20 protein-coding genes and 3 tRNA genes are annotated in these 19,853 nt (G+C 67.0%); 11 read left to right on the top strand and 12 right to left on the bottom strand.

Features of this window, described 5'->3' with window-relative positions:
* Positions 1 to 68 precede the first annotated feature (68 nt).
* Positions 69 to 932, top strand: a complete 864-nt coding sequence (locus LTV02_RS02560) for an SDR family NAD(P)-dependent oxidoreductase (protein WP_067706503.1) — start codon at positions 69 to 71, stop codon at positions 930 to 932.
* A 249-nt stretch (positions 933 to 1,181) separates the two neighbouring features.
* Here LTV02_RS02560 and LTV02_RS02565 read toward each other — a convergent pair whose 3' ends face one another.
* The gene (locus LTV02_RS02565) at positions 1,182 to 2,060 is read right to left on the bottom strand and encodes a DMT family transporter (protein ID WP_233037818.1); all 879 of its coding nucleotides are present in this window, start codon (positions 2,058 to 2,060) and stop codon (positions 1,182 to 1,184) included.
* Between the two features lie 276 nt (positions 2,061 to 2,336).
* Here LTV02_RS02565 and LTV02_RS02570 point away from each other — a divergent pair, with 276 nt between their 5' ends.
* The 4 genes from LTV02_RS02570 to LTV02_RS02585 are packed head-to-tail and all read left to right on the top strand — an operon-like array spanning position 2,337 to position 7,444.
* A complete protein-coding gene (locus LTV02_RS02570; protein ID WP_233037820.1) occupies positions 2,337 to 3,539 on the top strand; it encodes an MFS transporter in 1,203 nt (400 codons plus the stop codon).
* Positions 3,540 to 3,577: 38 nt separating this feature from the next.
* The gene (locus LTV02_RS02575; RefSeq protein WP_233037822.1) at positions 3,578 to 4,882 is read left to right on the top strand and encodes a TetR/AcrR family transcriptional regulator; all 1,305 of its coding nucleotides are present in this window, start codon (positions 3,578 to 3,580) and stop codon (positions 4,880 to 4,882) included.
* Positions 4,879 to 5,820 carry an SDR family NAD(P)-dependent oxidoreductase gene (locus tag LTV02_RS02580; protein WP_233037824.1) on the top strand — a complete coding sequence of 314 codons (942 nt, stop codon included), beginning with the start codon at positions 4,879 to 4,881 and terminating at the stop codon, positions 5,818 to 5,820. Before LTV02_RS02575 ends, LTV02_RS02580 begins: the two co-directional genes overlap by 4 nt.
* Positions 5,810 to 7,444: an AMP-binding protein gene (locus tag LTV02_RS02585; protein ID WP_233037826.1), complete on the top strand. Its 1,635-nt coding sequence runs from the start codon at positions 5,810 to 5,812 to the stop codon at positions 7,442 to 7,444. Before LTV02_RS02580 ends, LTV02_RS02585 begins: the two co-directional genes overlap by 11 nt.
* A 10-nt stretch (positions 7,445 to 7,454) precedes the next feature.
* On the opposite strand, the gene LTV02_RS02590 is transcribed toward LTV02_RS02585, so the two are convergent.
* The gene (locus LTV02_RS02590; RefSeq protein ID WP_233037828.1) at positions 7,455 to 8,915 is read right to left on the bottom strand and encodes a hypothetical protein; all 1,461 of its coding nucleotides are present in this window, start codon (positions 8,913 to 8,915) and stop codon (positions 7,455 to 7,457) included.
* Positions 8,908 to 9,900, bottom strand: a complete 993-nt coding sequence (locus LTV02_RS02595) for a hypothetical protein (RefSeq protein WP_233037830.1) — start codon at positions 9,898 to 9,900, stop codon at positions 8,908 to 8,910. The genes LTV02_RS02590 and LTV02_RS02595 overlap by 8 nt, the downstream gene beginning before the upstream one ends.
* A 145-nt stretch (positions 9,901 to 10,045) precedes the next feature.
* On the opposite strand from LTV02_RS02595, the gene LTV02_RS02600 reads away from it, so the two are divergent.
* Positions 10,046 to 11,047: a TY-Chap domain-containing protein gene (locus LTV02_RS02600; RefSeq protein ID WP_233037833.1), complete on the top strand. Its 1,002-nt coding sequence runs from the start codon at positions 10,046 to 10,048 to the stop codon at positions 11,045 to 11,047.
* A gap of 42 nt (positions 11,048 to 11,089) precedes the next feature.
* Here the strand turns inward: LTV02_RS02600 and LTV02_RS02605 are convergent, their stop codons facing one another.
* Positions 11,090 to 11,677: a TetR/AcrR family transcriptional regulator gene (locus LTV02_RS02605; protein ID WP_233037835.1), complete on the bottom strand. Its 588-nt coding sequence runs from the start codon at positions 11,675 to 11,677 to the stop codon at positions 11,090 to 11,092.
* Between the two features lie 69 nt (positions 11,678 to 11,746).
* Here LTV02_RS02605 and LTV02_RS02610 point away from each other — a divergent pair, with 69 nt between their 5' ends.
* Positions 11,747 to 12,640: an NADP-dependent oxidoreductase gene (locus LTV02_RS02610; protein ID WP_233037836.1), complete on the top strand. Its 894-nt coding sequence runs from the start codon at positions 11,747 to 11,749 to the stop codon at positions 12,638 to 12,640.
* Between the two features lie 55 nt (positions 12,641 to 12,695).
* Here the strand turns inward: LTV02_RS02610 and LTV02_RS02615 are convergent, their stop codons facing one another.
* The 7 genes from LTV02_RS02615 to LTV02_RS02645 form a co-directional block, all read right to left on the bottom strand.
* Positions 12,696 to 13,238 (bottom strand): Uma2 family endonuclease, encoded by a 543-nt coding sequence (locus LTV02_RS02615; RefSeq protein ID WP_233037838.1) that lies wholly within the window; start codon positions 13,236 to 13,238, stop codon positions 12,696 to 12,698.
* Positions 13,239 to 13,345: 107 nt separating this feature from the next.
* Positions 13,346 to 13,726, bottom strand: coding sequence for a hypothetical protein (locus tag LTV02_RS02620; RefSeq protein ID WP_233037840.1), 381 nt, complete (start codon positions 13,724 to 13,726; stop codon positions 13,346 to 13,348).
* 70 nt (positions 13,727 to 13,796) lie between these two features.
* Positions 13,797 to 14,225, bottom strand: coding sequence for a DUF4189 domain-containing protein (locus LTV02_RS02625; protein ID WP_233037842.1), 429 nt, complete (start codon positions 14,223 to 14,225; stop codon positions 13,797 to 13,799).
* 130 nt (positions 14,226 to 14,355) lie between these two features.
* A tRNA-Gln gene (locus LTV02_RS02630) sits at positions 14,356 to 14,426 on the bottom strand.
* Between the two features lie 11 nt (positions 14,427 to 14,437).
* Positions 14,438 to 14,511, bottom strand: a tRNA-Arg gene (locus LTV02_RS02635).
* Between the two features lie 12 nt (positions 14,512 to 14,523).
* A tRNA-Leu gene (locus LTV02_RS02640) sits at positions 14,524 to 14,597 on the bottom strand.
* Between the two features lie 212 nt (positions 14,598 to 14,809).
* On the bottom strand, positions 14,810 to 15,583 hold the full coding sequence (locus tag LTV02_RS02645) for a DUF3558 domain-containing protein (protein ID WP_332909555.1): 774 nt from the start codon (positions 15,581 to 15,583) through the stop codon (positions 14,810 to 14,812).
* A gap of 61 nt (positions 15,584 to 15,644) precedes the next feature.
* Between LTV02_RS02645 and LTV02_RS02650 the strand changes: the two genes are divergently transcribed.
* Genes LTV02_RS02650 through LTV02_RS02665 form a run of 4 tightly spaced genes read left to right on the top strand, consistent with a single transcriptional unit; the run spans position 15,645 to position 18,742 of the window.
* Positions 15,645 to 16,046, top strand: a complete 402-nt coding sequence (locus tag LTV02_RS02650; RefSeq protein ID WP_067707725.1) for a TOBE domain-containing protein — start codon at positions 15,645 to 15,647, stop codon at positions 16,044 to 16,046.
* 11 nt (positions 16,047 to 16,057) lie between these two features.
* A complete protein-coding gene (gene modA / locus LTV02_RS02655) occupies positions 16,058 to 16,840 on the top strand; it encodes a molybdate ABC transporter substrate-binding protein (protein ID WP_233037844.1) in 783 nt (260 codons plus the stop codon).
* A 31-nt stretch (positions 16,841 to 16,871) separates the two neighbouring features.
* Positions 16,872 to 17,696, top strand: coding sequence for a molybdate ABC transporter permease subunit (gene modB / locus LTV02_RS02660; RefSeq protein WP_233037860.1), 825 nt, complete (start codon positions 16,872 to 16,874; stop codon positions 17,694 to 17,696).
* The gene (locus LTV02_RS02665) at positions 17,693 to 18,742 is read left to right on the top strand and encodes an ABC transporter ATP-binding protein (RefSeq protein ID WP_233037862.1); all 1,050 of its coding nucleotides are present in this window, start codon (positions 17,693 to 17,695) and stop codon (positions 18,740 to 18,742) included. The genes modB and LTV02_RS02665 overlap by 4 nt, the downstream gene beginning before the upstream one ends.
* A gap of 17 nt (positions 18,743 to 18,759) precedes the next feature.
* Here LTV02_RS02665 and mgrA read toward each other — a convergent pair whose 3' ends face one another.
* Positions 18,760 to 19,803 carry an L-glyceraldehyde 3-phosphate reductase gene (gene mgrA / locus LTV02_RS02670; protein WP_233037864.1) on the bottom strand — a complete coding sequence of 348 codons (1,044 nt, stop codon included), beginning with the start codon at positions 19,801 to 19,803 and terminating at the stop codon, positions 18,760 to 18,762.
* Positions 19,804 to 19,853 lie beyond the last annotated feature (50 nt).

Raw genomic sequence — 19,853 nt, forward strand, 5'->3', positions numbered from 1 at the left:
GGCGGTGATTGACCCGGGCAGGTTCCTGCACTTATATCGAGGCCGGAAACCAGAGCGTAAGGAGAGTCATGCCGGGAGTAACCGATCGGGTCGTCGTCGTCACGGGTGCGGGTGGCGGCCTGGGCCGCGAGTACGCCAAGCTGCTGGCCAGCGAGGGCGCGCTGGTCGTGGTCAATGACCTGGGCGGCGCGCGCGACGGCTCGGGCGCGGGCACCGCCATGGCCGATGCCGTGGTCGAGGAGATCCGCGCCGCCGGCGGTACGGCGGTCGCCAACTACGACAGCGTCGCCACCGAGGAAGGCGCGGCCGCGCTGATCAAGACCGCGATCGACAATTTCGGGGCCGTGCACGGCGTGGTCAACAACGCGGGCATCCTGCGCGACACGTCCTTCCACAAAATGACCACCGATCAGTGGAACGCCGTCCAGCAGGTCCACCTGTCCGGCGGCTACCACGTCACCCGCGCCGCCTGGCCGTACTTCCGCGAACAGGGTTTCGGCCGCGTCGTGGTGGCCACCTCTACCTCCGGCCTCTACGGCAACTTCGGCCAAGCCAATTACGGCGCCGCCAAACTCGGCCTGGTCGGCCTGATCAACACCCTGGCCATCGAGGGCCGCAAATACGACATCACCGCGAACGCCGTCGCCCCCCTTGCCGCCACCCGCATGACCGCCGACATCGCCCCCGCCGAGGTCCTGGAACACCTCGCCCCCGCCCACGTGGCCCCGGTGGTCGGCTACCTGGTCAGCGAGGAATGCACCGACACCGCCACCGTCCTGGTCGTCGGCGGCGGCTCCGTCCAGCGCGTCCAGCTCTTCGCCAACAAGCCGGTCTTGTTCGCCCAGCCACCCACCATCGACGAGGTAGCGGCGAACTGGGACCGCATCACCGACATGACCGACGCCGAACCGGGCCGCAACCCCCTCGGCTGAAACACCTTGGAGCGCTGCGCTTTCCGCAGCGCTCCAAGCTCGCGGGCGCTACCCCCGCCAAACTCCGCCGTCGATGAATTCACTCCACGCAGCGGCCGGAAAGCTGAACGCATACATCTCGAGCCCCGGATGCGGCCCCGCGGGGGCAGGACCACACTCGTCAATCTTGCAGCGCGCGGCGGCAACTCGTGCTGATCGCCCGGCGGAACACGTGGCCGTTGCCTGCTCGCTATAACGACGAGTAGCGGTTCATGCCAGGACCATGACGGCGATACCGGCCGTCACCGCGATGGTGGCGAGGATGCGGGCGCGGCCGAAGCCTTCCTTGAACCAGACCGCGCCGATGACCGCGACGAGGATGATGCTGGATTCGCGCATTGCGGCGATGGAGGCCAGGGCGCCGCGGGTTTGGGACCACAGGACCAGGCCGTAGGCGGTGACGCTGAGTGCGCCGCCGAGGAGGCCGATGTGCCAGACGGGGCGGAGTTGGGGCAGCAGGGACGGGCCGCGCCAGGCGAAGACCAGGATGGGGACGGTGATCTCGCCGAGCAGCATGAGCCAGGCGATGTAGCCGAGGGTGCTGTGCGATTGGCGGATTCCGATGCCGTCGACGACGGTGTAGGAGGCGATGATCAGGCCGGTGGCGATGGCCGCGCCGATGGCGGCGGGGCGGATCGGGTTGGTGCGGTGGCCCCAGAAGACCAGGAATGCCAGGCCCATCGAGATGAGCAGGACGCCGGCGAGCTGGGCGGGGCGGGGTGTTTCGCCGAGGATCGTGGCCGCGACCAAGGCCACGACCAGCGGGGCGGTGCCGCGTGCCAGGGGATAGGTCTGGCTGAAATCACCGAATCGGTAGGCCAGCATGAGCAGGCCGTTGTAGAGGACGTGCAGGACGGACGAGGCCGCGAGATACGGCCAGCTCGCCGAATCCGGCGGTGCGGCAAGCCATATCAGCGGCAGCGAGCACAGCGCGCAACCCAGCGGGACCAGGGTCATGGCCGCGACCTTGTCCGGAATCCAGTGTGCGATGGCATTCCAGCTGGCGTGCAACACCGCGGCAATGAGGGTGGCGATGACCACGGCTACCGGAACAGTGGAGACGGCGGAGACGGACGACGCGAAAACCATTGCGGGACTCTCTAGTCGGTGCCCTGTTTCAGGGCAGCGTGATAGGAGTCCTCCAGGCTTTTATCCCGTCAGATGTCGGTGTCCGGCCCGTTGCCGGCCACCGAGGCGTAGCTCGGTCCAGTCCACGCACACCTGATTGTGTTGTCGCTCGGGCGGTATGCGCGCGGAACCCTATACGCTGTCGCCTCCGACCCTAGCGGTAACCGTGCGATTGCGCGAACGGTGATGTCCGATTGCCGCCAGCTCCCGGGGAGCGGCGTTCATAGCGTCGGAGTCATGAAGACGGAACTGGTTAGCGTTGAACGGATTCCGGTGTTGCGGACGCCGGTGGTGTGGTTCATGGCTGTCGCCGCGGCGTTGGGGACCGCGAGTATCTATCCGCTGCAACCGGCTATCGCCGAGGTGGCGGGATCGCTGGACGTGTCGCTGGCGGAGGTAGGGGCGGCACTCGCGTGCGGACCGGTCGGTTACATGCTGGGGCTGGCGCTGCTGGTGCCGCTGGTGGATCGGGTGCCGCCGCGGACCGTGGTGGCGGCGCAGTTCCTGGCATTGGGGATCGCGCTGGCCGTTTCGGCGGCGGCCGGGTCCCCGTGGCTGCTCGGACTGTCCATCGGCGTCATCGGCGCCGGGTCCTCGGTCGGTGCGCAATTGAGTTCGGTGGCAGGGCGATTCGCGGAACCGGCGCGACGGGCGACGGTGCTGGGCGTGGTCACCGCGGGGATATCGGCGGGGATCCTGCTGGGGCGCATCGTAGGTGGATGGCTCGCCGACGCGATCGGCTGGCGCGGCATGCTGCTCCTGCTGGCGGTGGCGTGCGTGGTCGTCGCCGGCGCGGCGCGTGCGGTGCTGCCTGCTGAGGCGGGGGAGGACCGCACCGGCTATCTGGGGCTGCTGCGCGGACTGCCGGGTCTGTTCGTCCGGTTCCCGGTACTGCGGCTGGCGGCCGGTCGCGGCATGCTGTGGTTCTTCTCGTTCTGCGCGATCTGGGCGGGGCTGGCGGTGGCACTGTCCGAGCCGCCGTACTCCTACTCCGCCGAACGCATCGGCCTGTACGCCTGCGCCGGGCTGCTGGGCATCGTGGCGACGCGCATCGCGGGTTCCTGGACCGACCGGGTAGGCGCGCGCCGGGTGATCCTGACGGGCTTGGCCTTGGCGTTCGCGGCGACCGCGATCCTCGCGACCAGCCTCTCGAGCACCGTCGTCACGCTGCTGTGCCTGGGCTTGTTCGACGCCGGACTGTTCGCCGCACAGGTCGCCAATCAGAGCACCGTGCTCGCCATCTACCCGGCCGCGACGGCGCGATTCAACAGCGCCTACATGCTCGTCTACTTCGTCGGCGGCAGCGCGGGCACCGCGTTCGGTGCGGCGGCGGTGCTCTGGTTCGGCTGGGCGGCAACGGCTCTCCTCGCCACGGGCGCTATCGCTCTCGCCGCCGCGATCACCGTCTATGCGCGCGTCCCGCGAGCCGCTCAGAACTGAGTCTACCGGTATTCGAATACCAGTGGTATCTTCGGCGCATGGCACGCATGAGTCGACCGGAGAGCAAGGCCCGCACGCGCGACGATCTGGTGCGCACGGCCCGCGATCTGTTCATCGCCGATGGGCTGGACCGGACGTCGCTGGCCCAGGTGGCCGAAGCGGCCGGGTACTCCAAAGGCGCCGTCTACTCGAATTTCCGCAGTAAGAACGACCTCTGCCTGGAGGTTCTCGAGCTGATCCACGCCGAGAACCTCACCCGGATCAAGGAATTGCACGCCGGACCGGGGACGACCGAGCAGCGGGTCGCGGCCGTGCGGGAGTGGGCGCGCACCCGGGTCGAGGACGTTCGGTCCACCCGGCTGGAGTTCGAGCTCAGCCTGGCCAGCCGGGACGATGCGCGATTGCGGGCCCAGCTGGCCGCCAACCTGGCCGCCCTGCGCGCCGCGATCGCCGAACTGCTGGCCTCGCTGCTGGGCGCACCCGGCTCGGAACGCACCGCGCGAGCGGGAGAAGTGCTGTTCAGCACCGCTTACGGGGTGAGCATGCAGCGCGTGGTTGACGAGACCATCTCGGTCGATCTGATCGCCGATCTGATTCCCGCCCTGCTGGCGGCCACGGGCGCATCAGCCGCATTGAAAGATGTTCAAGACGTCCCGGCCGCAGCCAGAACTGAAAAGCTTTCAAAGTCGAAACCGGTGAGCACGCGCAGCGACGAATCGCGTGCCGCGCTCGTGCACACCGCCCGCGCGGTCTTCGGCGTCAAACGCTTCGACGAGGTATCCACCACCGAGATCGCACAGCGCGCCGGCACCGCCATCGGCTTGATCAACTACCACTTCGGCGGCAAACGCGGTCTGTATCTGGCTGCGGCCGAAGCCGAATACGCCGAGTTCTGGGATGCCCTGCAAGCCCTGCGCGGACCGGCGGTCGCCCGCCTCATCCAGGGTCTGGATCTGTTCATCGACCAGGCCGAAGCCAAAAACGGTTCCCCACTGGCGCTTTCGACCCGCGTCGCCGACCCGGAACTGCGCGCCCTGCACGAACAGCATTTCGACCGGCTCATCACCGCCATGCTGCAGGAAACCACCGGCGGCCCCGGAACCGCCCTGGCGCGCACCGCCGTATCCGGCTGGATGGCGTACGTGGAAGGCGCGGTCGCCGACTGGCTGCGCCACCGCGACCTCACCCGCGTCCAATTGCGCGAACTGCTGCTGGCCGGGCTGTTCTCGGCCGCGCAATCGGTGCTGGCCATGGACCCCACCACTCCACTGTCCTCCCGGGCGATCAACGCCCTGCTCGAACAAGTTCAACCCCAAGCCAATCGGAAATCGGAGCACCAATGACCACGTCACTCGACGCCGGGCCCAACAACCGGCTCGCGGCCGGACCGCTGGGTCGCGGCATCGCCTGGCTCATCGGCCCACGCGGACTGAAGGATCCGGACCGGCTGCGCCGCGAAGTGCAGGGCAAGATCGCGGTCGTGACGGGGGCGTCCTACGGCCTCGGTGAAGCCACCTCGCGCATGCTGGCGGCCGCGGGCGCGACCGTGGTGCTGGGCGCGCGGTCGGTCGAACAGCTGGAGCTCATCGTCGCCGAGATCGAGGCGGAGGGCGGCCGGGCGGTCGCCGTCCCGCTGGATCTGGCATCCGAGGAATCCATCGAAGCCTTTGCCGCACAGATCCTTTCGCGCTTCGGTCAGATCGACTACCTGGTGCACAATGCGGGCAAGTCGCTGCGCCGGTCGATTCACCTGTCCTATGACCGGCCCAAGGATCTCAACAGCACCACCTCCGCCAACTACATCGGGCCGATGCGGTTGACCCTCGCGCTGCTGCCCGCCATGCGAGAGCGCGGGTCCGGGCACATCGTGAATGTCTCGACCGTGGCGGTCATGTTCCCGGTCGCCCCGAAATGGGGGTTCTATCTCTCGTCGAAGGCCGCGTTCGATATCTGGATGCGCGCGGTCGGCATGGAGGCGCGGCCGGACGGGGTCACGTTGACCACGTTGTATGCCGGATCCATGTTCACCCGGATGAGCGCGCCGAGCGGGTGGATCTCGGCGCTGCCCGGGCAATCCGCGCGGGAGGCGGGATATGTGATCGCCAAGGCGATCGTGCGCAAACCGCGAGTGCTCGCGCCCGCCTACGGGCGGCCGTCGGCGGTGCTGGTGTCGTTGCTGCGGACGACCCTGGAGGTGCTCACCACCCAGCTGTACCGGTACCTCGGCGATACCCAGGCGTCGCTGGCGCGGATCGAGAAGGGGAATCGTAATGTCGCCTGAGACTGCGGGGTTCCGGTGGCGGGACGCGGTGGTTCCGCTGGTCGGATCGGGGGCGTTGCGGCCGGTCGGGATCGGGGGAGCGATGCGGATCATCAAGTCGCTGTACCAGTTCGGGCCTTCCATGGCCATGGTGGTGGCATTGTCGGCGGCGCGCTATCCGAATCGGATCGCGATCGTGGACGAGCGCGGGCCGGTGAGTTACGCGGAGCTGCAAGCGCGTTCGGAAGCGATCGCCGCGGCACTGCACGCCGTGCAGCCGGAGGCGCGGACGCTGGCCGTATTGTGCCGCAATCACCGGGGTTTCGTGGAGGCGGCGCTGGCGGGAGCCCAACTCGGTTGTGAGCTGGTGTTCCTCAATACCGATCTGCCCGCCGCGCAATTGACTCAGATTCTCGAACGGCATCGTCCCGACATTCTGGTGTACGACGAGGAATACCGGGAGATGGTGGCGGGCGCGCCCGAGGTGCATGTGCTGGCCTGGCAGGAGAACGCCTCCGGACCATCGCTGGATTCGCTTGCGCGGCAGTCGCATCCGGCTCCGCCGCCGGTGCGCGGACCGGTGAAGATCACGCTGCTGACCTCCGGCACCACCGGCCTGGCCAAGGGCGTGTCCCGGCCATTGCCGGCGAACGCCATCGCGGAAATGACCGCCACCGCCATGTCGGCGACCCGGTTCAGCCGCCGCGATGTGCTGGTGGCCGCGCCGCCCTTCTTCCACGGTTTCGGTCTCGCGATTCTCGTCGGGGGTCTCGCGCTGGGCGCGACCGTGGTGATGCGCAGGCGATTCGACCCGTTGCAGACCCTGGCCGATATCGAACGCCACCACGCCACCGTCTTCGTCGGCGTGCCGGTCATGCTGCAACGCCTGATGACGGTTCCCGCCGCCCGCCGCCGCGAATTCGACACCCGCTCATTGCGTTTGGCGGTCACCGGCGCGGCCCCCATCTCCCCGGCGACGATCAGCGCGTTCATCGACGCTTTCGGCCCCATCCTGATCAACGGCTACGGTTCGACCGAAGCGGGCGTGGTGGCATTGGCGACCACCACCGATCTCGCCGCCGCACCCAAGACCGTCGGCCGTCCCGCCATCGGGGTATCGGTGCGGATCCTGCGCGCCGACCGCACACCCGCGCCGACCGGCGAAACCGGCACCATTTTCGCCCGCGGCGGCATCGGCTATCACGGCTACGTAGCCGACCGCTCCGCCCCGACCCCGACCAAGGAAGTGGTCGACGGTTACGTGAACACCGGCGACATGGGCCATTTCGACGCCGCCGGCCGCCTCTACATCGACGGCCGAGACGACGACATGATCGTCTCCGGCGGCGAGAACATCTACCCCAAAGAAGTCGAAGACGTCCTGGCCGACCACCCCGCCATCGCCGACGCAGTCGTAATCGGCGTCCCCGACCAGGAATACGGCCAGGTCCTCCGCGCCTACCTGGTTCCCGCCCCCGGCGCGGAAATCCCACCCGCCGACACCCTCAAATCCCACATCCGCGCCCGCCTCGAACGCTACAAGGTCCCCAAGGAATTCCTGGTACTGGAAGAGATCCCCCGCAACCCCAGCGGCAAGGTCCTGCGCCGCGAACTCGACACCCGAGCCCGCCGCGCGGCCGGCTGAACCCCTCCCGCTAATCGAGGAAGTAGGCGTCGACCTTCTCAGCGGAATCCAGGATCTCGTTCGAAGCCACGCCGAGTTCCACTGCTAGCTCGACCGATCCGACGAGCGCGACCTGTACGTCTGGCGAGAAGGCTCGTTCCAGCAGTCCGAGATAGCCCGACATGCTCTGGTCCAGCTTGTCGAGAATCGCCTGGTACTCGGTGGCGAGTTGCTCGTCGAGAGTGCGCTGCTCGTCGAGGTAACGCTCGATCAGCGCCGCCTCTCGTCTCGTCAACGACGATGCCACGGTCTTGTACATCACTGTGCCGACCGTGGTGCCGATGACGGCGCCGAGAATGGGAATGGGGATGGTCGCTTGGCCGACGAAAGCGGACAGGGCGCGTACCGCGGCCTCCAAGGCGATGAGCTCGGAGGTCTCGATGAACGCGAGTTCGTCGATTTCTTTGCGGCGGAGCTTGTTCGCTTGCTCGGCGATGCTGAAGGAGGTGGTCACGATCGATCCGGCGACGGCTGCGGAGGTCGCGGTGAAGTTCGTGAGCGTGTAGATGCTCAGTCCTCGGACAGCGCCTTCGCCAAAACCCGAGCCGGTCTCGCCAGCGATGTCGATCCAGTCGCGCCCGCTGAACTCATTGAGCCGCTTGCCTTCCCGGCGCTTGGCGACCACGGCCTGTACGAAAGTGGTCCCGCCCGCCGTCGCGGCGGCCGTGAGTGCGGCCGTGCCTCCTTGCCGCAGCGTCGGTCGACTGCGCTGGTAGGCGGCATCGCGCAGGGACCGGTCCGTGGCTCGGAGCGAGTCCTTTTCCGCCGCCATGGTCGAGGCGTAGACACCGCGCTGGACCTCGTCGTACTCGAGCGCCGAGGGTTCGAGCGAATCGAACCGGACCGATCCGCCTTGGAAGAACAGCTGGACTCGCTGCCAGTCTCTGAGCGAAGGCCCATCGCCACTGCGGGACAGCAGCTTGCTCGCTTCCTCGGGCGACAAGGCGTGCAGCCGCTGGATCACCTCGAAGTGATCACGGGGGATCTGGTACTTCCCACCGTTGCGCACGTATTCGGGATATTTCTGGAGGTGCTCGGTGATCGCTCCCAGTGAGAAGCGGCCACCCGCGGCAACGAATTTCTGCTGGATCTCGACACTTCCGCGCATCAGGTCGACGGGTCCGTTGTCGTTGACCCACCGGTAGACGGTCTCTTGACCGAGGATCTGCTTGCGCGCGTTGCCGATTCCGACCTCGGCGATCTCGGCGATGAAGCCGTGCATGCCGTGCTTTCCGCCGCGGTTGGCGGCGACCACTTCGAGATCTATTTTCCTGACGGCCTCATCGACACTGGCCAGCGCCTTCCCAAGGTGCTCGTCCCGCTGTTCGAGCGCACTCAGGAAGGTGTCTACGCGGAGCTGGTTGAGGTAATTCACCCAGGAAGCAACAGCCTGTTCCTGCGTGTTCGTGACGAATCCGGCTGCGTCACTCACTATCGGCATCCTGTTCGATGCGCATGCTCAGCAAGGTCGCGCACGACTTCGTGTTGTTCACCAACGCGGCCAGTGTCGACCGCTCGGCAGGGGCGAGCGTCTGGAAATCGGCGCGGAAGTGCACCAGCGCATCTCCGTAACTCTTCACCAGCTCTTCGCGGAGCAAGGTTGTTCGCTGCAGCAGTTCGTCGATCCGGGCATCTGTGCCTTTGACGAGGGTGGTGTTGCGCTTGATCGCTGCCAGCGCCTCGTGTTTCGCCTCTCGATTCTCGAACTTCTTCTTCGCGAACAGCGCGATCGACGCGAGCAGGGTTGCGCCCGCGATGGTCCAGCCGATCGGGCCGGCAAGCGCGAGCAGTGTGGTACCTGCCGCAGTGCCACCGCCACCGGCGGCCACCGCACCTCCACCGAGCCACGCCAGTGCCGCCTGGCTGGCCGCCGCCCCGGAAAGAGTGGAGATCGCGGTGCCGGTCGAAGCTGTCCCGAACGTGGTGGCAACCCACATCGCCGCCGACGGCGCCAGGCTCGCTACCGCGGTGCCCGCCGCGAACCCGGCCCCGGCGCCGGCGGCCGACAACCGCGCCGCTTCCAGCTCCTGCTGCGCGAAATCCTCCGCGTTCAGGAACCTTTTCCGATGTACCTCGATCTCGTCGAAGTCGGTGTCGAATGATTTCGGGGTATTGGCGATGCTGTTCACCAACTGCTCGATCAGCTCGATCACGTCCGTCGAACGTTCGCGCTGACGCAACAGCGACAAGCCCCTGTCGGCCATCGCCGTGAAGACGCCGTTGTACTCCGCTACGGCCACTTCATAAGGGTCCGGCACTTTCGCGGTCAGCTTCTCGACCCTGCCCCTGGCAACGTCCTTGACATTGCCGACCTGCCCGGCGAGCTGGGATGAAGCGGTCCGCGCCGCCTTGCCGAGACTGTCGACGGTCCTGCCGAAGCCCTCCTTGGCGTTGCCGACGTCGAGCTGTTCTACCATTCCACCCCTCCAAGACCATTGCGGCTCAACAACATAACGGAGAATATCGGCCACCTGCGGCAGATCGGACTGGATTCGCTGTCGGTCGGCATCGTTATGTTGTGGGTAACCGAAGGGCTCGGTGGCCGGAGAACTATGGGGAGACGTGGTCGACCACAATTGGGAGCAGTTGCTCGAGGAACTGCCGTTGTATCTGTATCCATACCCGCCGGATGAGCATGAGGGTGCGATCCTTCAGATCCGTGATGCCGAGACCGGTAACCGAGTGCTGTTCCGCGACAACGGCGGCGTCGAGGTCAAGGTCCCGCTACCCGAGAAACCGGAAGCGAGGCGGGAATTGGTGGAGATCCTCCGACGGCATCGCACCACCAATGTCGGCACGCTGTTTCTGGCCACCGGTGAGGTGATTCGCGCCGATGACAGACCGATGTGGGGTCCCTCCTCAGTGTTCGAAGATCCGACTGACCTTGCGGTGCGCGAAGTCTCGACCGCATGGACCAACGTGGACCGGTTCCGCCAGGAGGTGGCCGCCGCGCTGGTGGAGATCTTCCGCGCTGGCTGGGGCGCGTCCCCGCAGCGACTTCGCTACACAGTGGGGAACGACAAGGGCCCCGAGGACGCCCTGTACGGGATCGGCACGAAGCTGACAGCGGTTGCTCCGGACCGCCCGACTCACCGGGGCGCGGCAGAAAACATCACGAGCTGGGGCGATTTCGCTCAACGGCTGGAATGGGCGATCAACACCCTGCCATACGGGGCGATCCTGAGTCTGTTTGCGCCCCATGTAGATCCCGACTACACCATCGTCGAGTTCACCAACGAGTTCAGAATCCACAGCGTGTGTCTGGTGGGCCCGACATCGACTCGCGATTGTACGCAATTGCGGGAAGACATGGGCAAGCTCGGATGGGAGTGGGATCCGCTGGATGGTCAGGGCGTCGAGTACCCGATGTGGCATGGCCCGGTCGTGCGAAACTTGCAGGACTCCACATTGGGCAAGCTCGTTCCGTGCGTGGTCACCACGTTTCAGGAGATTTTCGGCGTAGCCCATCCGAACGAATTGACCTTCACCGCAGAGGCTTTGACCGACGACCCAACCCTGTCCTACCTCGATGCCGAACTGGGTCTGACACGTCGAACTAGATAACCGGCGCCGTCGCACCTCGCTCTGCCGCTGTGACCTCGTCAGTCAGCGCCCTGTGGCGAGCGGGGTTGCCTCCCAGGCTGCCTCGATCATCTGGAAGATCTCGTTCACCGCGGCTTGGGGGTCGGGTGCTTCGCGGGCCAGGGAGTAGGCGTCGATTACGAAGCGGGCGATCGCGCGGCATGTCGGCTTGGCGGGAGGCTGGTCGAGATCGGTGGCGATGGCGGTTGCGAGCGAGTTCGCGTGGCGTAGGCGCATCGACTCCTCGTATTCGCGGAGGGTGGGGGTTTGGCTGATCAGGTGCCAGATGGGGGCGGCCGAGTCGGTGGTGCAGTGTTGCACCATGGCGTGGATCTCGCGGCGCAGTGCGGGGATCAGTGGTTCGTCGGCTGGTCTGTCGGTGACTGCGCGGGCGAGGCGGTCCTCGAAGTTTTCGTCCTGGGCGAAGACGAGGGCCTCTTTGGAGGCGAAGTGTGAGAAGACGGTGGTGACGGCGACATCGGCTTCGGCGGCCACGTCGCGGATGCCGACTGTGTCGTAGCCGTGTTCCAGGAACAGCGTGAGGGCAGTTTCGGCGATCTTCTGGCGGGTCGCGGCCTTCTTGCGCTCGCGACGCCCGGTCGGGACGGTCACCTCGTGAGGCTATCAGTCGCAAAGATGCAACGGTTGCAAAACACTAACCGTTAGTCCTAGCGTGGAGTCATGAAGGCAATACGCTTCGCCGAGTACGGCGGCCCGGAAGTGCTGGAACCGGCAGAGGTGGGCGTACCCCGGCCCGGTCCCGGTCAGATACGCATCGCTGTGCGAGCGGCGGGGGTTAATCCGCATGATTGGCGGGTTCGTGAGGGGCAGTTCCGGCGGGTTCGGCCGATTCCGCTGCCTGCCGGGGTCGGGCAGGACGCGGCGGGTGTGGTGGACGAGGTCGGCGACGGGGTGGTCGGTATCGAGGTGGGAGAGCCCGTCTTCGGGCGGGGGTCGAACACGTACGCGGAGTTCGCCGTGCTGTCTTCGTGGGCGCGCATACCCGAGGGATTGAGCTTCGCCGAAGCGGCGGGGTACCCGTCGGTGGTCGAGACCGCGCTCCGGGTCATCCGCCTGGTCGGCGTCCGGCCCGGACAGACGCTGCTGGTCAGCGGCGCAGCGGGTGGAGTCGGGTCGGCGGTCTTGCAAATCGCCCGTGATCGCGGAATCAAGGTGATCGGCACCGCCGGGCCCGCGAACCAGGACTACGTGCGAAGCCTCGGCGCGACTGCCCTGACCTACGACGCCAGCTGGCCGGATCGAGCCCGTCGGCTCGGCCCCATCGACGCCGCCCTGGACCTCAACGGCACGGGCGTCCTCCGCGAACTCCTCGACCTGACCGGCAACCCGGACACCGTGGTCACCATCGCCGACCTCGAGGCGTCCCTGCTCGGAATCCGTTTCGCCGGCGTCGGCGGCAACATGCCCGAAGCCCTCGCCGAAGCCGCCGAGCTCATCGCACGCGGCAAACTCCACATCCCGATCGCCCGCTCATACCCCCTCGCCGAAGCCGCATCCGCCCACGCCGACAGCCAAGCCGGACACACCCGCGGCCGCCGAGTCCTGCTCGTCTGAACCGATCATCCGAACCTTCTCGATCGCTTCCACAGCCACCCGCCGAGCAGGCCCCTCAATCCCTCGGCCAGCTCGACGAGTCGACGTCGATTCCACTCATGGGCAACGTGAACCGAACGCCGAAAGGGTAAGTGGCCTCATCGGAATACTCGCCGTCCTTCGGCTTGCTCCGGACCCAGACCAGGCCGGTCTTGGGGTCGATGATCAAGTACTCCGGAATGCCTGCCAGTGCATAGGTTTTGAGCTTGGCGTCGTAGTCGTCGCGCCGACTGCTCTCGGATACGACCTCCGCGACCAACTCGACATCCCGGTAGCTGAACCGGCCCTTCTCATCGGCCTCGGCGCCGGCAGACACCAGGTAGACGTCCGGGGCGAACCCGTTGTCCACACCGGGAAGGTCCAGACGCACATCAGACAGGATGATCGCGTCTATACCGCGAGCATCCTCGATCGTCCGCGTCATGCGTCGGATGATCGTCCAGTGAACCTGCCGCTGCGGATTGATGACGATCTCCCCGTTGATGATTTCGGCACGAAACCCGGCCGGGATGTTCATGCGCTCCACGACCTCGAAAAGGTCGTCTAGAGATCGGGTCATGACACTCCTGGACGAGAGAATGGGGCCGGGCGAGGACCCGGCTCACCACCTAGGTTAGGTCATTCACCGACGGAGAGTTCGGACTGAATACACAAGCTCGGGCATCGTCAGGACAATCGGATGCAGGAACTGCCGGCGTTGAGACCATCGCCTACGACTTGGAACGGGATGCCCCGGCCGCTCGCCAGGCCGCCGGGTTCGAGCTGAATGGCGGCGATCATGTGTTCGCCTTTCCAGTTCGGCGTCCAGGTCGTGGTGACGGTGCGGGTGTCGGGGTGGTAGTCGCCGAATCCGGGGATCTGGGTGGCGTGGTCGTAGAACGTCACCGCGCCTGGAACGTTCGGTGGCGTGGTGACGGAGGCGGCGATCGTGTAGGGGCAGCCGGTCAAGATGCCTTCCGGACCGGCGAGGACCTGGATGCCGGTCAGTTCGGCGGTGGCCGTCGGCGCGGAGATTGCCGGCATGGCCGCCAGGACGGCGGAAAGCATTGTGCCGGAGCAGATTCTGGTTGTTCTCGCGGGCACCCGGGGCGCGGTCCGGTGTCGGGTAGAGGTCATGTCAGCTGGCGTTTCCGGTGCATTCGGTGTGGGCGATCGAGGCGGGAGGGTTGCCGGCGCTGAGGGAGATGGGGTCGGGCGGGCCGAAGGCGTCGAGGGCGGCCCGTTCGGCGTCGGCTCGGGTGGGGCCTACGCCGCCCAGCAGGCGATGGTTGTGCTGGGCGATGGATCCGCAGCCGTCGACGAAGCGGGCCAGGACGGTGCAGGTGCTGGATTCGCAGCGGGAGAGAGCCGAGTTGTCGGAGTCGGCCCAGTTGGGATAGTTCAGTGCCCAGGTGACCTGGAAGCGGTCGCCGAGGTCGCCGGCGGCGAGGGAGCCGTAGTAGCGGCCGTCGGGGCCGGGTTCGGCGGTGGCGGTGCCGATTGCCGTGGCGGTTGTCATGAGTGTGGTGAGTGCGAGGGTGGCGAGAGTTTTCGGAATCTGAACCATTGCCGTCACCTCCTGGTGGGAGAAACGATCGACAATCAGTCTGGCTATCGGACAGCTAACCTGGTGGGTGGCGGTTTCGTTCCGGAATTCGATAACGATCTTGAATCAGCGGCCGGAGGTGCCGTTTTTGCTGAAGCGCCAGGATTCGAACCTGGATTGACGGAGTCAGAGTCCGCAGTGCTGCCGTTACACCACGCTTCATCGGTAATCGGTATGCCCGGGAGGAATTGAACCCCCAGCCTTCTCCTTCGAAGGGAGTTGCTCTATCCGGTTGAGCTACGGGCATTTGTTGTGTTCGTTCCCTCGGCGAGAGTCGAACTCGCACTGGCCGATATCTGAGACCGGTGCCTCTGCCAATTGGGCTACGAGGGAATGGGTATGAAAAAGGGCCGCTCCGTGGGGGATTCGTGGGAGCGGCCCTGGGGTCTGGGGTGGTCAGACCTGGGGGTCGCTGCGAAGCCGCTGGCGGATAGGCGAGGTGAGGGTGAGGGTCACTGGGCTGGCCTTCCGTGAGTGGTTCGGTGGTTTGTTGGGATTACGGTAGCAGCGGGAAAAGTGTTGGGAAACTGAATTAATCAGGCGGGTCAGTTGAGGTAGGGGGACAGGCCGTTCACTACGCGGAGGGTGGCTTCGCAGGGTTCGGGGGCGTCGGATTTCAGGTTGCGGGTGACGAAGAGGGTTTGGCCGCCGGCTACCGGGAAGGAGATGTAGCAGCCGGTTTTGTTGGTGTCTTGGGCGGCGCGGTATTGGGTGGCGGAATGGCCGCCCGCTTGGACCTGGGTGAATCCGACGTAGCGGCCGGACTGTTCGAATTCGTCGAGGGTCTGGCGGGTGGAGCCGATGGTTATCTCGGACTTGCCGGAAGCGGACTGCCAGCGGCAGTTTCGCTCGCCGTCGGCGCCGTCGATCACCTGCTTGCTGCCGGCCTGGAACCCCAGCCGGGTGATGTCCGCGTCGGCGATGCCGCACGCGTCCCACATCGCGGCGGGCTTGCCCGATTCGGTCTTCGCGGGGCTGGTCGTCGCCGGCGTGAGTTCCGGTGTGACCGTGGCGTTTCTGCCGCCGGGGTTCGATTCGCTCCCGCCGGTGCTCGACCCGGCGGTCGTGGTGGTCGGCGGGGCCGCGGACGTGCTCACCGAACTCTTCGTCTCGCTCGCCCCTTTGTCGTCGGAGCTGGAACACCCGCTGAGTACGAGCGCCGCTCCGAGCACGGAGATCAGGACGCCCTTCGACTTCGCATGACGCATCACTCGTGAAATCCCTTTCGCTGCGGCGCGTTTCGGACGATCGCGACCCGTCCTGTCTATCTCTGAGCCCCGCAGTCCGTTACGCAACCTAACGAAAATGATCATGGCCATATCTGCTGTTGCCGGTATTTCGGGCTTTGCAAGCCGCTTTCGCGGCAATATGCTCCCTCTCGTGACGAACTTGCGGATCAGTGAGGCGGCGGGGCTGCTGGGGGTCAGCGATGACACCGTGCGCCGCTGGATCGACCAAGGGCGGCTGGCGGCGATCAAGCTCGACAACGGCCGGATGGGTGTGCGCGGGGAGGACCTGGCTGAGGTGCTGCGCAGTAACCATGCGGAGGCCCCGGAGCCGGGGCTGACCGTGGCGGTGTCGGCGCGCAATCGGATGCGCGGGATCGTGACGCGGATCGTCAAGGACACGGTGATGGCCCAGGTGGAGATGCAGGCCGGTCCGTTCCGGCTGGTGTCGCTGCTGAGCCGGGAATCGGTGGACGAACTCGGTCTCGAGGTGGGCAGCATCGCCGTCGCCTCGGTCAAATCGACCCATGTCGTGGTCGAGATACCAGAAAGTTGACGATGATGAAAATGTTCCGCTCGCTCGGCGCGATCACGGCCGTGCTCGCGGTGACCGCCGGTCTCGCCGGATGCGGTTCCGACGACAAGACGGAGCCGGCCGGCGCCGACCGGAAGATCAGCGGCACGGTCACCGTGTTCGCGGCGGCGTCGCTGACCGAGACGTTCACCAAGCTGGGCAAGGACTTCGAGGCCGCGCACCCGGGCGTGAAGGTGGTCTACAGCTTCGGCGCGAGCTCCGCGCTGGCCGAGCAGATCAAGCAGGGCGCCCCGGCGGATGTGTTCGCCTCGGCCGCACCGGCGAACATGCAGCAGGTCGTGGATGCCGGCGCGGTGACCGGACAGCCCGCCACCTTCGTCAGCAATCGGCTGGAAATCGTGGTGCCCAAGGGCAATCCGGGCCATATCACCGGGCTGGCCGACTTCGGCAAGGCCGATCCCAAGCTGGCATTGTGCGCCGAGCAGGTGCCGTGTGGCGCGGCGGCCAAGAAGGTGTTCGAGAGCGCCGGCATCACCCCGCAGCCCGATACCCGCGAGCAGGATGTGAAGGCGGTGCTCACCAAGGTCACCCTCGGTGAGGTCGACGGCGCGCTGGTGTACCGCACCGATGTGCAGGCGGCCGGTGACAAGGTCGAGGGCATCGACTTCCCCGAATCGGCCAAGGCGGTCAACACCTATCCGATCGCCCCGCTGGCCCAGGCCCCGAACTCGGCCGCCGCGGCCGCGTACGTCGACTACATCAAGTCCGCCCAGGCGAAGCAGGTCTTCGCGGCCGCCGGATTCGAAACCCCGTGAACCGCATGCCGATCCACGCCGAGGGCCGCCGATGAGCGGCGCCTCGGCCCGGCGGCGGGCAGCGCGCGGACGACGGCCGATCGTCCTGGTGCTGCCCGCGGTTTGCGCACTGGCCTTCCTGATCGCCCCGCTGATCGGGCTGCTGGTGCGCGCCCCCTGGCCCACCCTGGGCGATCGGCTGTTCAGCCCGGAAGTCGGTCAGGCGCTGCGGCTTTCGCTGCTGTGCGCCAGCCTGGCCACGGTGATCTGCCTGGTGCTGGGCATTCCGCTGGCCTGGCTGCTGGCCCGCGCGGAAGTGCCGGGCCGGGGCCTGATCCGGGCGCTGGTGACGGTGCCGCTGGTACTGCCGCCGGTGGTCGGCGGCGTCGCGCTGCTGCTCGTGTTCGGCCGCCGGGGACTGTTCGGCCAGTACCTCTACGGCTGGTTCGGGATCTCGCTCCCGTTCACCACCGCCGGCGTGGTCGTCGCGGAAGCCTTTGTGGCGATGCCGTTTCTGGTGATCTCGGTCGAGGGCGCCCTGCGCGCCGCCGACACCCGCTACGAGGAAGCCGCCGCGACCCTGGGCGCGTCGGCCTGGTACACCTTCCGCCGCGTCACCTTGCCTTCGGTGCTGCCGGGCGTGATCGCGGGCGCGGTGCTGTGCTGGGCGCGGGCGCTGGGGGAGTTCGGCGCCACCATCACCTTCGCCGGTAATTTCCCCGGCAAGACCACCACCATGCCGCTGGCCGTCTACCTGGCCCTGGAAACTGATCCCGATGCCGCGATCGTGCTGAGCCTGGTGCTGCTGGTGGTGTCGGTCGGCGTGCTGGTCGCCTTGCGGGAGCGCTGGATTCGGGGATCGCGAGGAGCGCTGTGACCCTGCACGCCCGATTGCGCGTCGATCGTGGAGCTTTCCGCCTCGACGTGGACGTCACCGCCGAACCGGGGGAGGTGGTGGCGTTGCTCGGCCCCAATGGCGCGGGCAAATCCACCGCCCTGCGCGCCTTGGCCGGACTGCTCCCGCTCACGGCCGGGCGCATCACCGTGGCGGATCAGGTCTGGGATGCCCCGCCGGAAGTGTTCGTCCCCGCCGAACGCCGTCAGGTGGGCGTCGTCTTCCAGGATTACCTGCTGTTCCAGCATCTTTCGGCGCTGGAGAACGTGGCCTTCGGCCTGCGCGCCCGGGGCATGCGCCGCGCCGCCGCCCGCACCCGCGCCGCGACCTGGCTCGATCGCGTCGGCCTCACCGAACACGCGAACCGAGGTCCACGCGCGCTGTCCGGCGGCCAAGCCCAGCGGGTGGCTCTGGCCCGCGCTCTGGCCACCGACCCCCAATTGCTACTGCTGGACGAACCGCTGGCCGCGCTCGACGCCAGCACCCGCCTCCAGGTCCGTGCCGATCTCGCCCACCATCTGCGCGACTACACCGGCCACACCCTGCTCGTCACCCACGACCCCCTCGACGCGATGGTGCTGGCCGACCGCCTGGTCATCCTCGAACAGGGCGCGGTGGTGCAGCAGGGCGCACCCGCCGAGGTCGCCCGCCGACCCCGCTCCGAATACGTCGCGAACCTGGTGGGCCTCAACCTGTTTCGCGGCACCGCCACCGGAACCAGCGTCGCCGTCGACACCGGCGGCACCCTCACCGCCGCCGACGCGACCTCGGGCGCGGTCTTCCTCGCCTTCCCGCCCACCGCCGTCAGCCTGCACCCCGAACAACCCTCGGGCAGCCCGCGCAATACCTGGCCCGTCACGGTCACCGGCCTGGAACAGCACGCCAACACCACCCGCGTCCGCCTCGACGGCGCGCCGCCAGTGCTGGCGGACATCACCCCTGCCGCCGTCGCCGAGCTACGCCTGGAACCCGGCATGCGATTGTGGGCGGCGGTGAAGGCCACCGAAATCCACTGCTATCCGGCCTGATTCGGTGATCACCCGGCTCAGAGCGTCCCTTCGCGCGCCGCCCGCCACAGATCGACCTCGCCGTCGTCATCGAGCAGCGCATCGATCTCGCTCAGCTCGTCCGCACCGAAATCCAGCCGATCCAGCGCCGCGACGTTCTGCTCGAGCTGCCCGGTCGAGGACGCCCCGATCACCAGCGACGTCACCCGCGGATCCCGCAATGCCCACGCCAGCGCGAGCTGCGCCAGGGTCTGCCCGCGCCGCTCGGCGACGGCATTCAACTTTCGCAGCCGATCGAGCATCCGGTCGGTCAGCCATTCGGCCTGGAACGATCCACCGCGCGTAGCCCGCGAATCGTCCGGCACCCCGTCGAGGTACTTCCCGGTCAGCAACCCCTGCGCCAGCGCGGTGAACCCGATGACCCCGAACCCCTTCGCGTCGGCGGTATCCAGCAGCCCCTCGGTTTCGATCCACCGATTGAGCATCGAATACGACGGCTGATGGATCAGCAGCGGCGTCCCCAGCTCCCGCAGCAGCCCGGCCATCCGCGCCGAATGCTCCGCGTCGTACGAGGAGATCCCGACGTACAGCGCTTTTCCCTGCCGCACCGCCGTATCCAAGGCCGCCGCGGTCTCCTCCAGCGGCGTCGTCGGATCGAACCGATGCGAATAGAAGATGTCCACGTAATCCAGCCCGAGCCGCGTCAGCGACTGATCCAGCGAGGCCAGCACATACTTCCTGGACCCGCCGCCCTGCCCGTACGGCCCCGGCCACATATCCCATCCGGCCTTGGTGGAAATGATCAGCTCGTCCCGATACCCGCCCAGATCCTCGCGCAGCAACCGCCCCGCATTGCGCTCGGCCGAGCCGTACGGCGGCCCGTAATTGTTCGCCAGATCGAAATGCGTCACCCCGAGATCGAAAGCGCGCAAAGCGATCTCGCGCTGCGTCGCGTACGGCCGGTCGTCCCCGAAGTTGTGCCAGAACCCCAGCGACAGCACCGGCAGATCCAGTCCGGACCGCCCGCACCGCCGATACCGCATGGTCCCGTCGTACCGCTTCGGTTCGGCTCGATAGCTCATGGACAACCAACCTCCCGCACCTCGGCTCGCGCACCGTCCGTTGCCCCGAC

This window comes from Nocardia yamanashiensis (assembly GCF_021183565.1).
GTDB lineage: Bacteria > Actinomycetota > Actinomycetes > Mycobacteriales > Mycobacteriaceae > Nocardia > Nocardia yamanashiensis.

Coding starts and splice junctions, on each gene's coding strand:
- LTV02_RS02625 (WP_233037842.1), bottom strand. CDS start 14,225: ATGGTTCAGATTCCGAAAACTCTCGCCACCCTCGCACTCACCACACTC.
- LTV02_RS02645 (WP_332909555.1), bottom strand. CDS start 15,583: ATGGCCATGATCATTTTCGTTAGGTTGCGTAACGGACTGCGGGGCTCA.
- LTV02_RS02575 (WP_233037822.1), top strand. CDS start 3,578: ATGGCACGCATGAGTCGACCGGAGAGCAAGGCCCGCACGCGCGACGAT.
- LTV02_RS02580 (WP_233037824.1), top strand. CDS start 4,879: ATGACCACGTCACTCGACGCCGGGCCCAACAACCGGCTCGCGGCCGGA.
- LTV02_RS02595 (WP_233037830.1), bottom strand. CDS start 9,900: ATGGTAGAACAGCTCGACGTCGGCAACGCCAAGGAGGGCTTCGGCAGG.
- LTV02_RS02570 (WP_233037820.1), top strand. CDS start 2,337: ATGAAGACGGAACTGGTTAGCGTTGAACGGATTCCGGTGTTGCGGACG.
- LTV02_RS02560 (WP_067706503.1), top strand. CDS start 69: ATGCCGGGAGTAACCGATCGGGTCGTCGTCGTCACGGGTGCGGGTGGC.
- modA (WP_233037844.1), top strand. CDS start 16,058: ATGTTCCGCTCGCTCGGCGCGATCACGGCCGTGCTCGCGGTGACCGCC.
- LTV02_RS02565 (WP_233037818.1), bottom strand. CDS start 2,060: ATGGTTTTCGCGTCGTCCGTCTCCGCCGTCTCCACTGTTCCGGTAGCC.
- LTV02_RS02620 (WP_233037840.1), bottom strand. CDS start 13,726: ATGCTTTCCGCCGTCCTGGCGGCCATGCCGGCAATCTCCGCGCCGACG.
- mgrA (WP_233037864.1), bottom strand. CDS start 19,803: ATGAGCTATCGAGCCGAACCGAAGCGGTACGACGGGACCATGCGGTAT.
- LTV02_RS02610 (WP_233037836.1), top strand. CDS start 11,747: ATGAAGGCAATACGCTTCGCCGAGTACGGCGGCCCGGAAGTGCTGGAA.
- LTV02_RS02585 (WP_233037826.1), top strand. CDS start 5,810: ATGTCGCCTGAGACTGCGGGGTTCCGGTGGCGGGACGCGGTGGTTCCG.
- LTV02_RS02615 (WP_233037838.1), bottom strand. CDS start 13,238: ATGACCCGATCTCTAGACGACCTTTTCGAGGTCGTGGAGCGCATGAAC.
- modB (WP_233037860.1), top strand. CDS start 16,872: ATGAGCGGCGCCTCGGCCCGGCGGCGGGCAGCGCGCGGACGACGGCCG.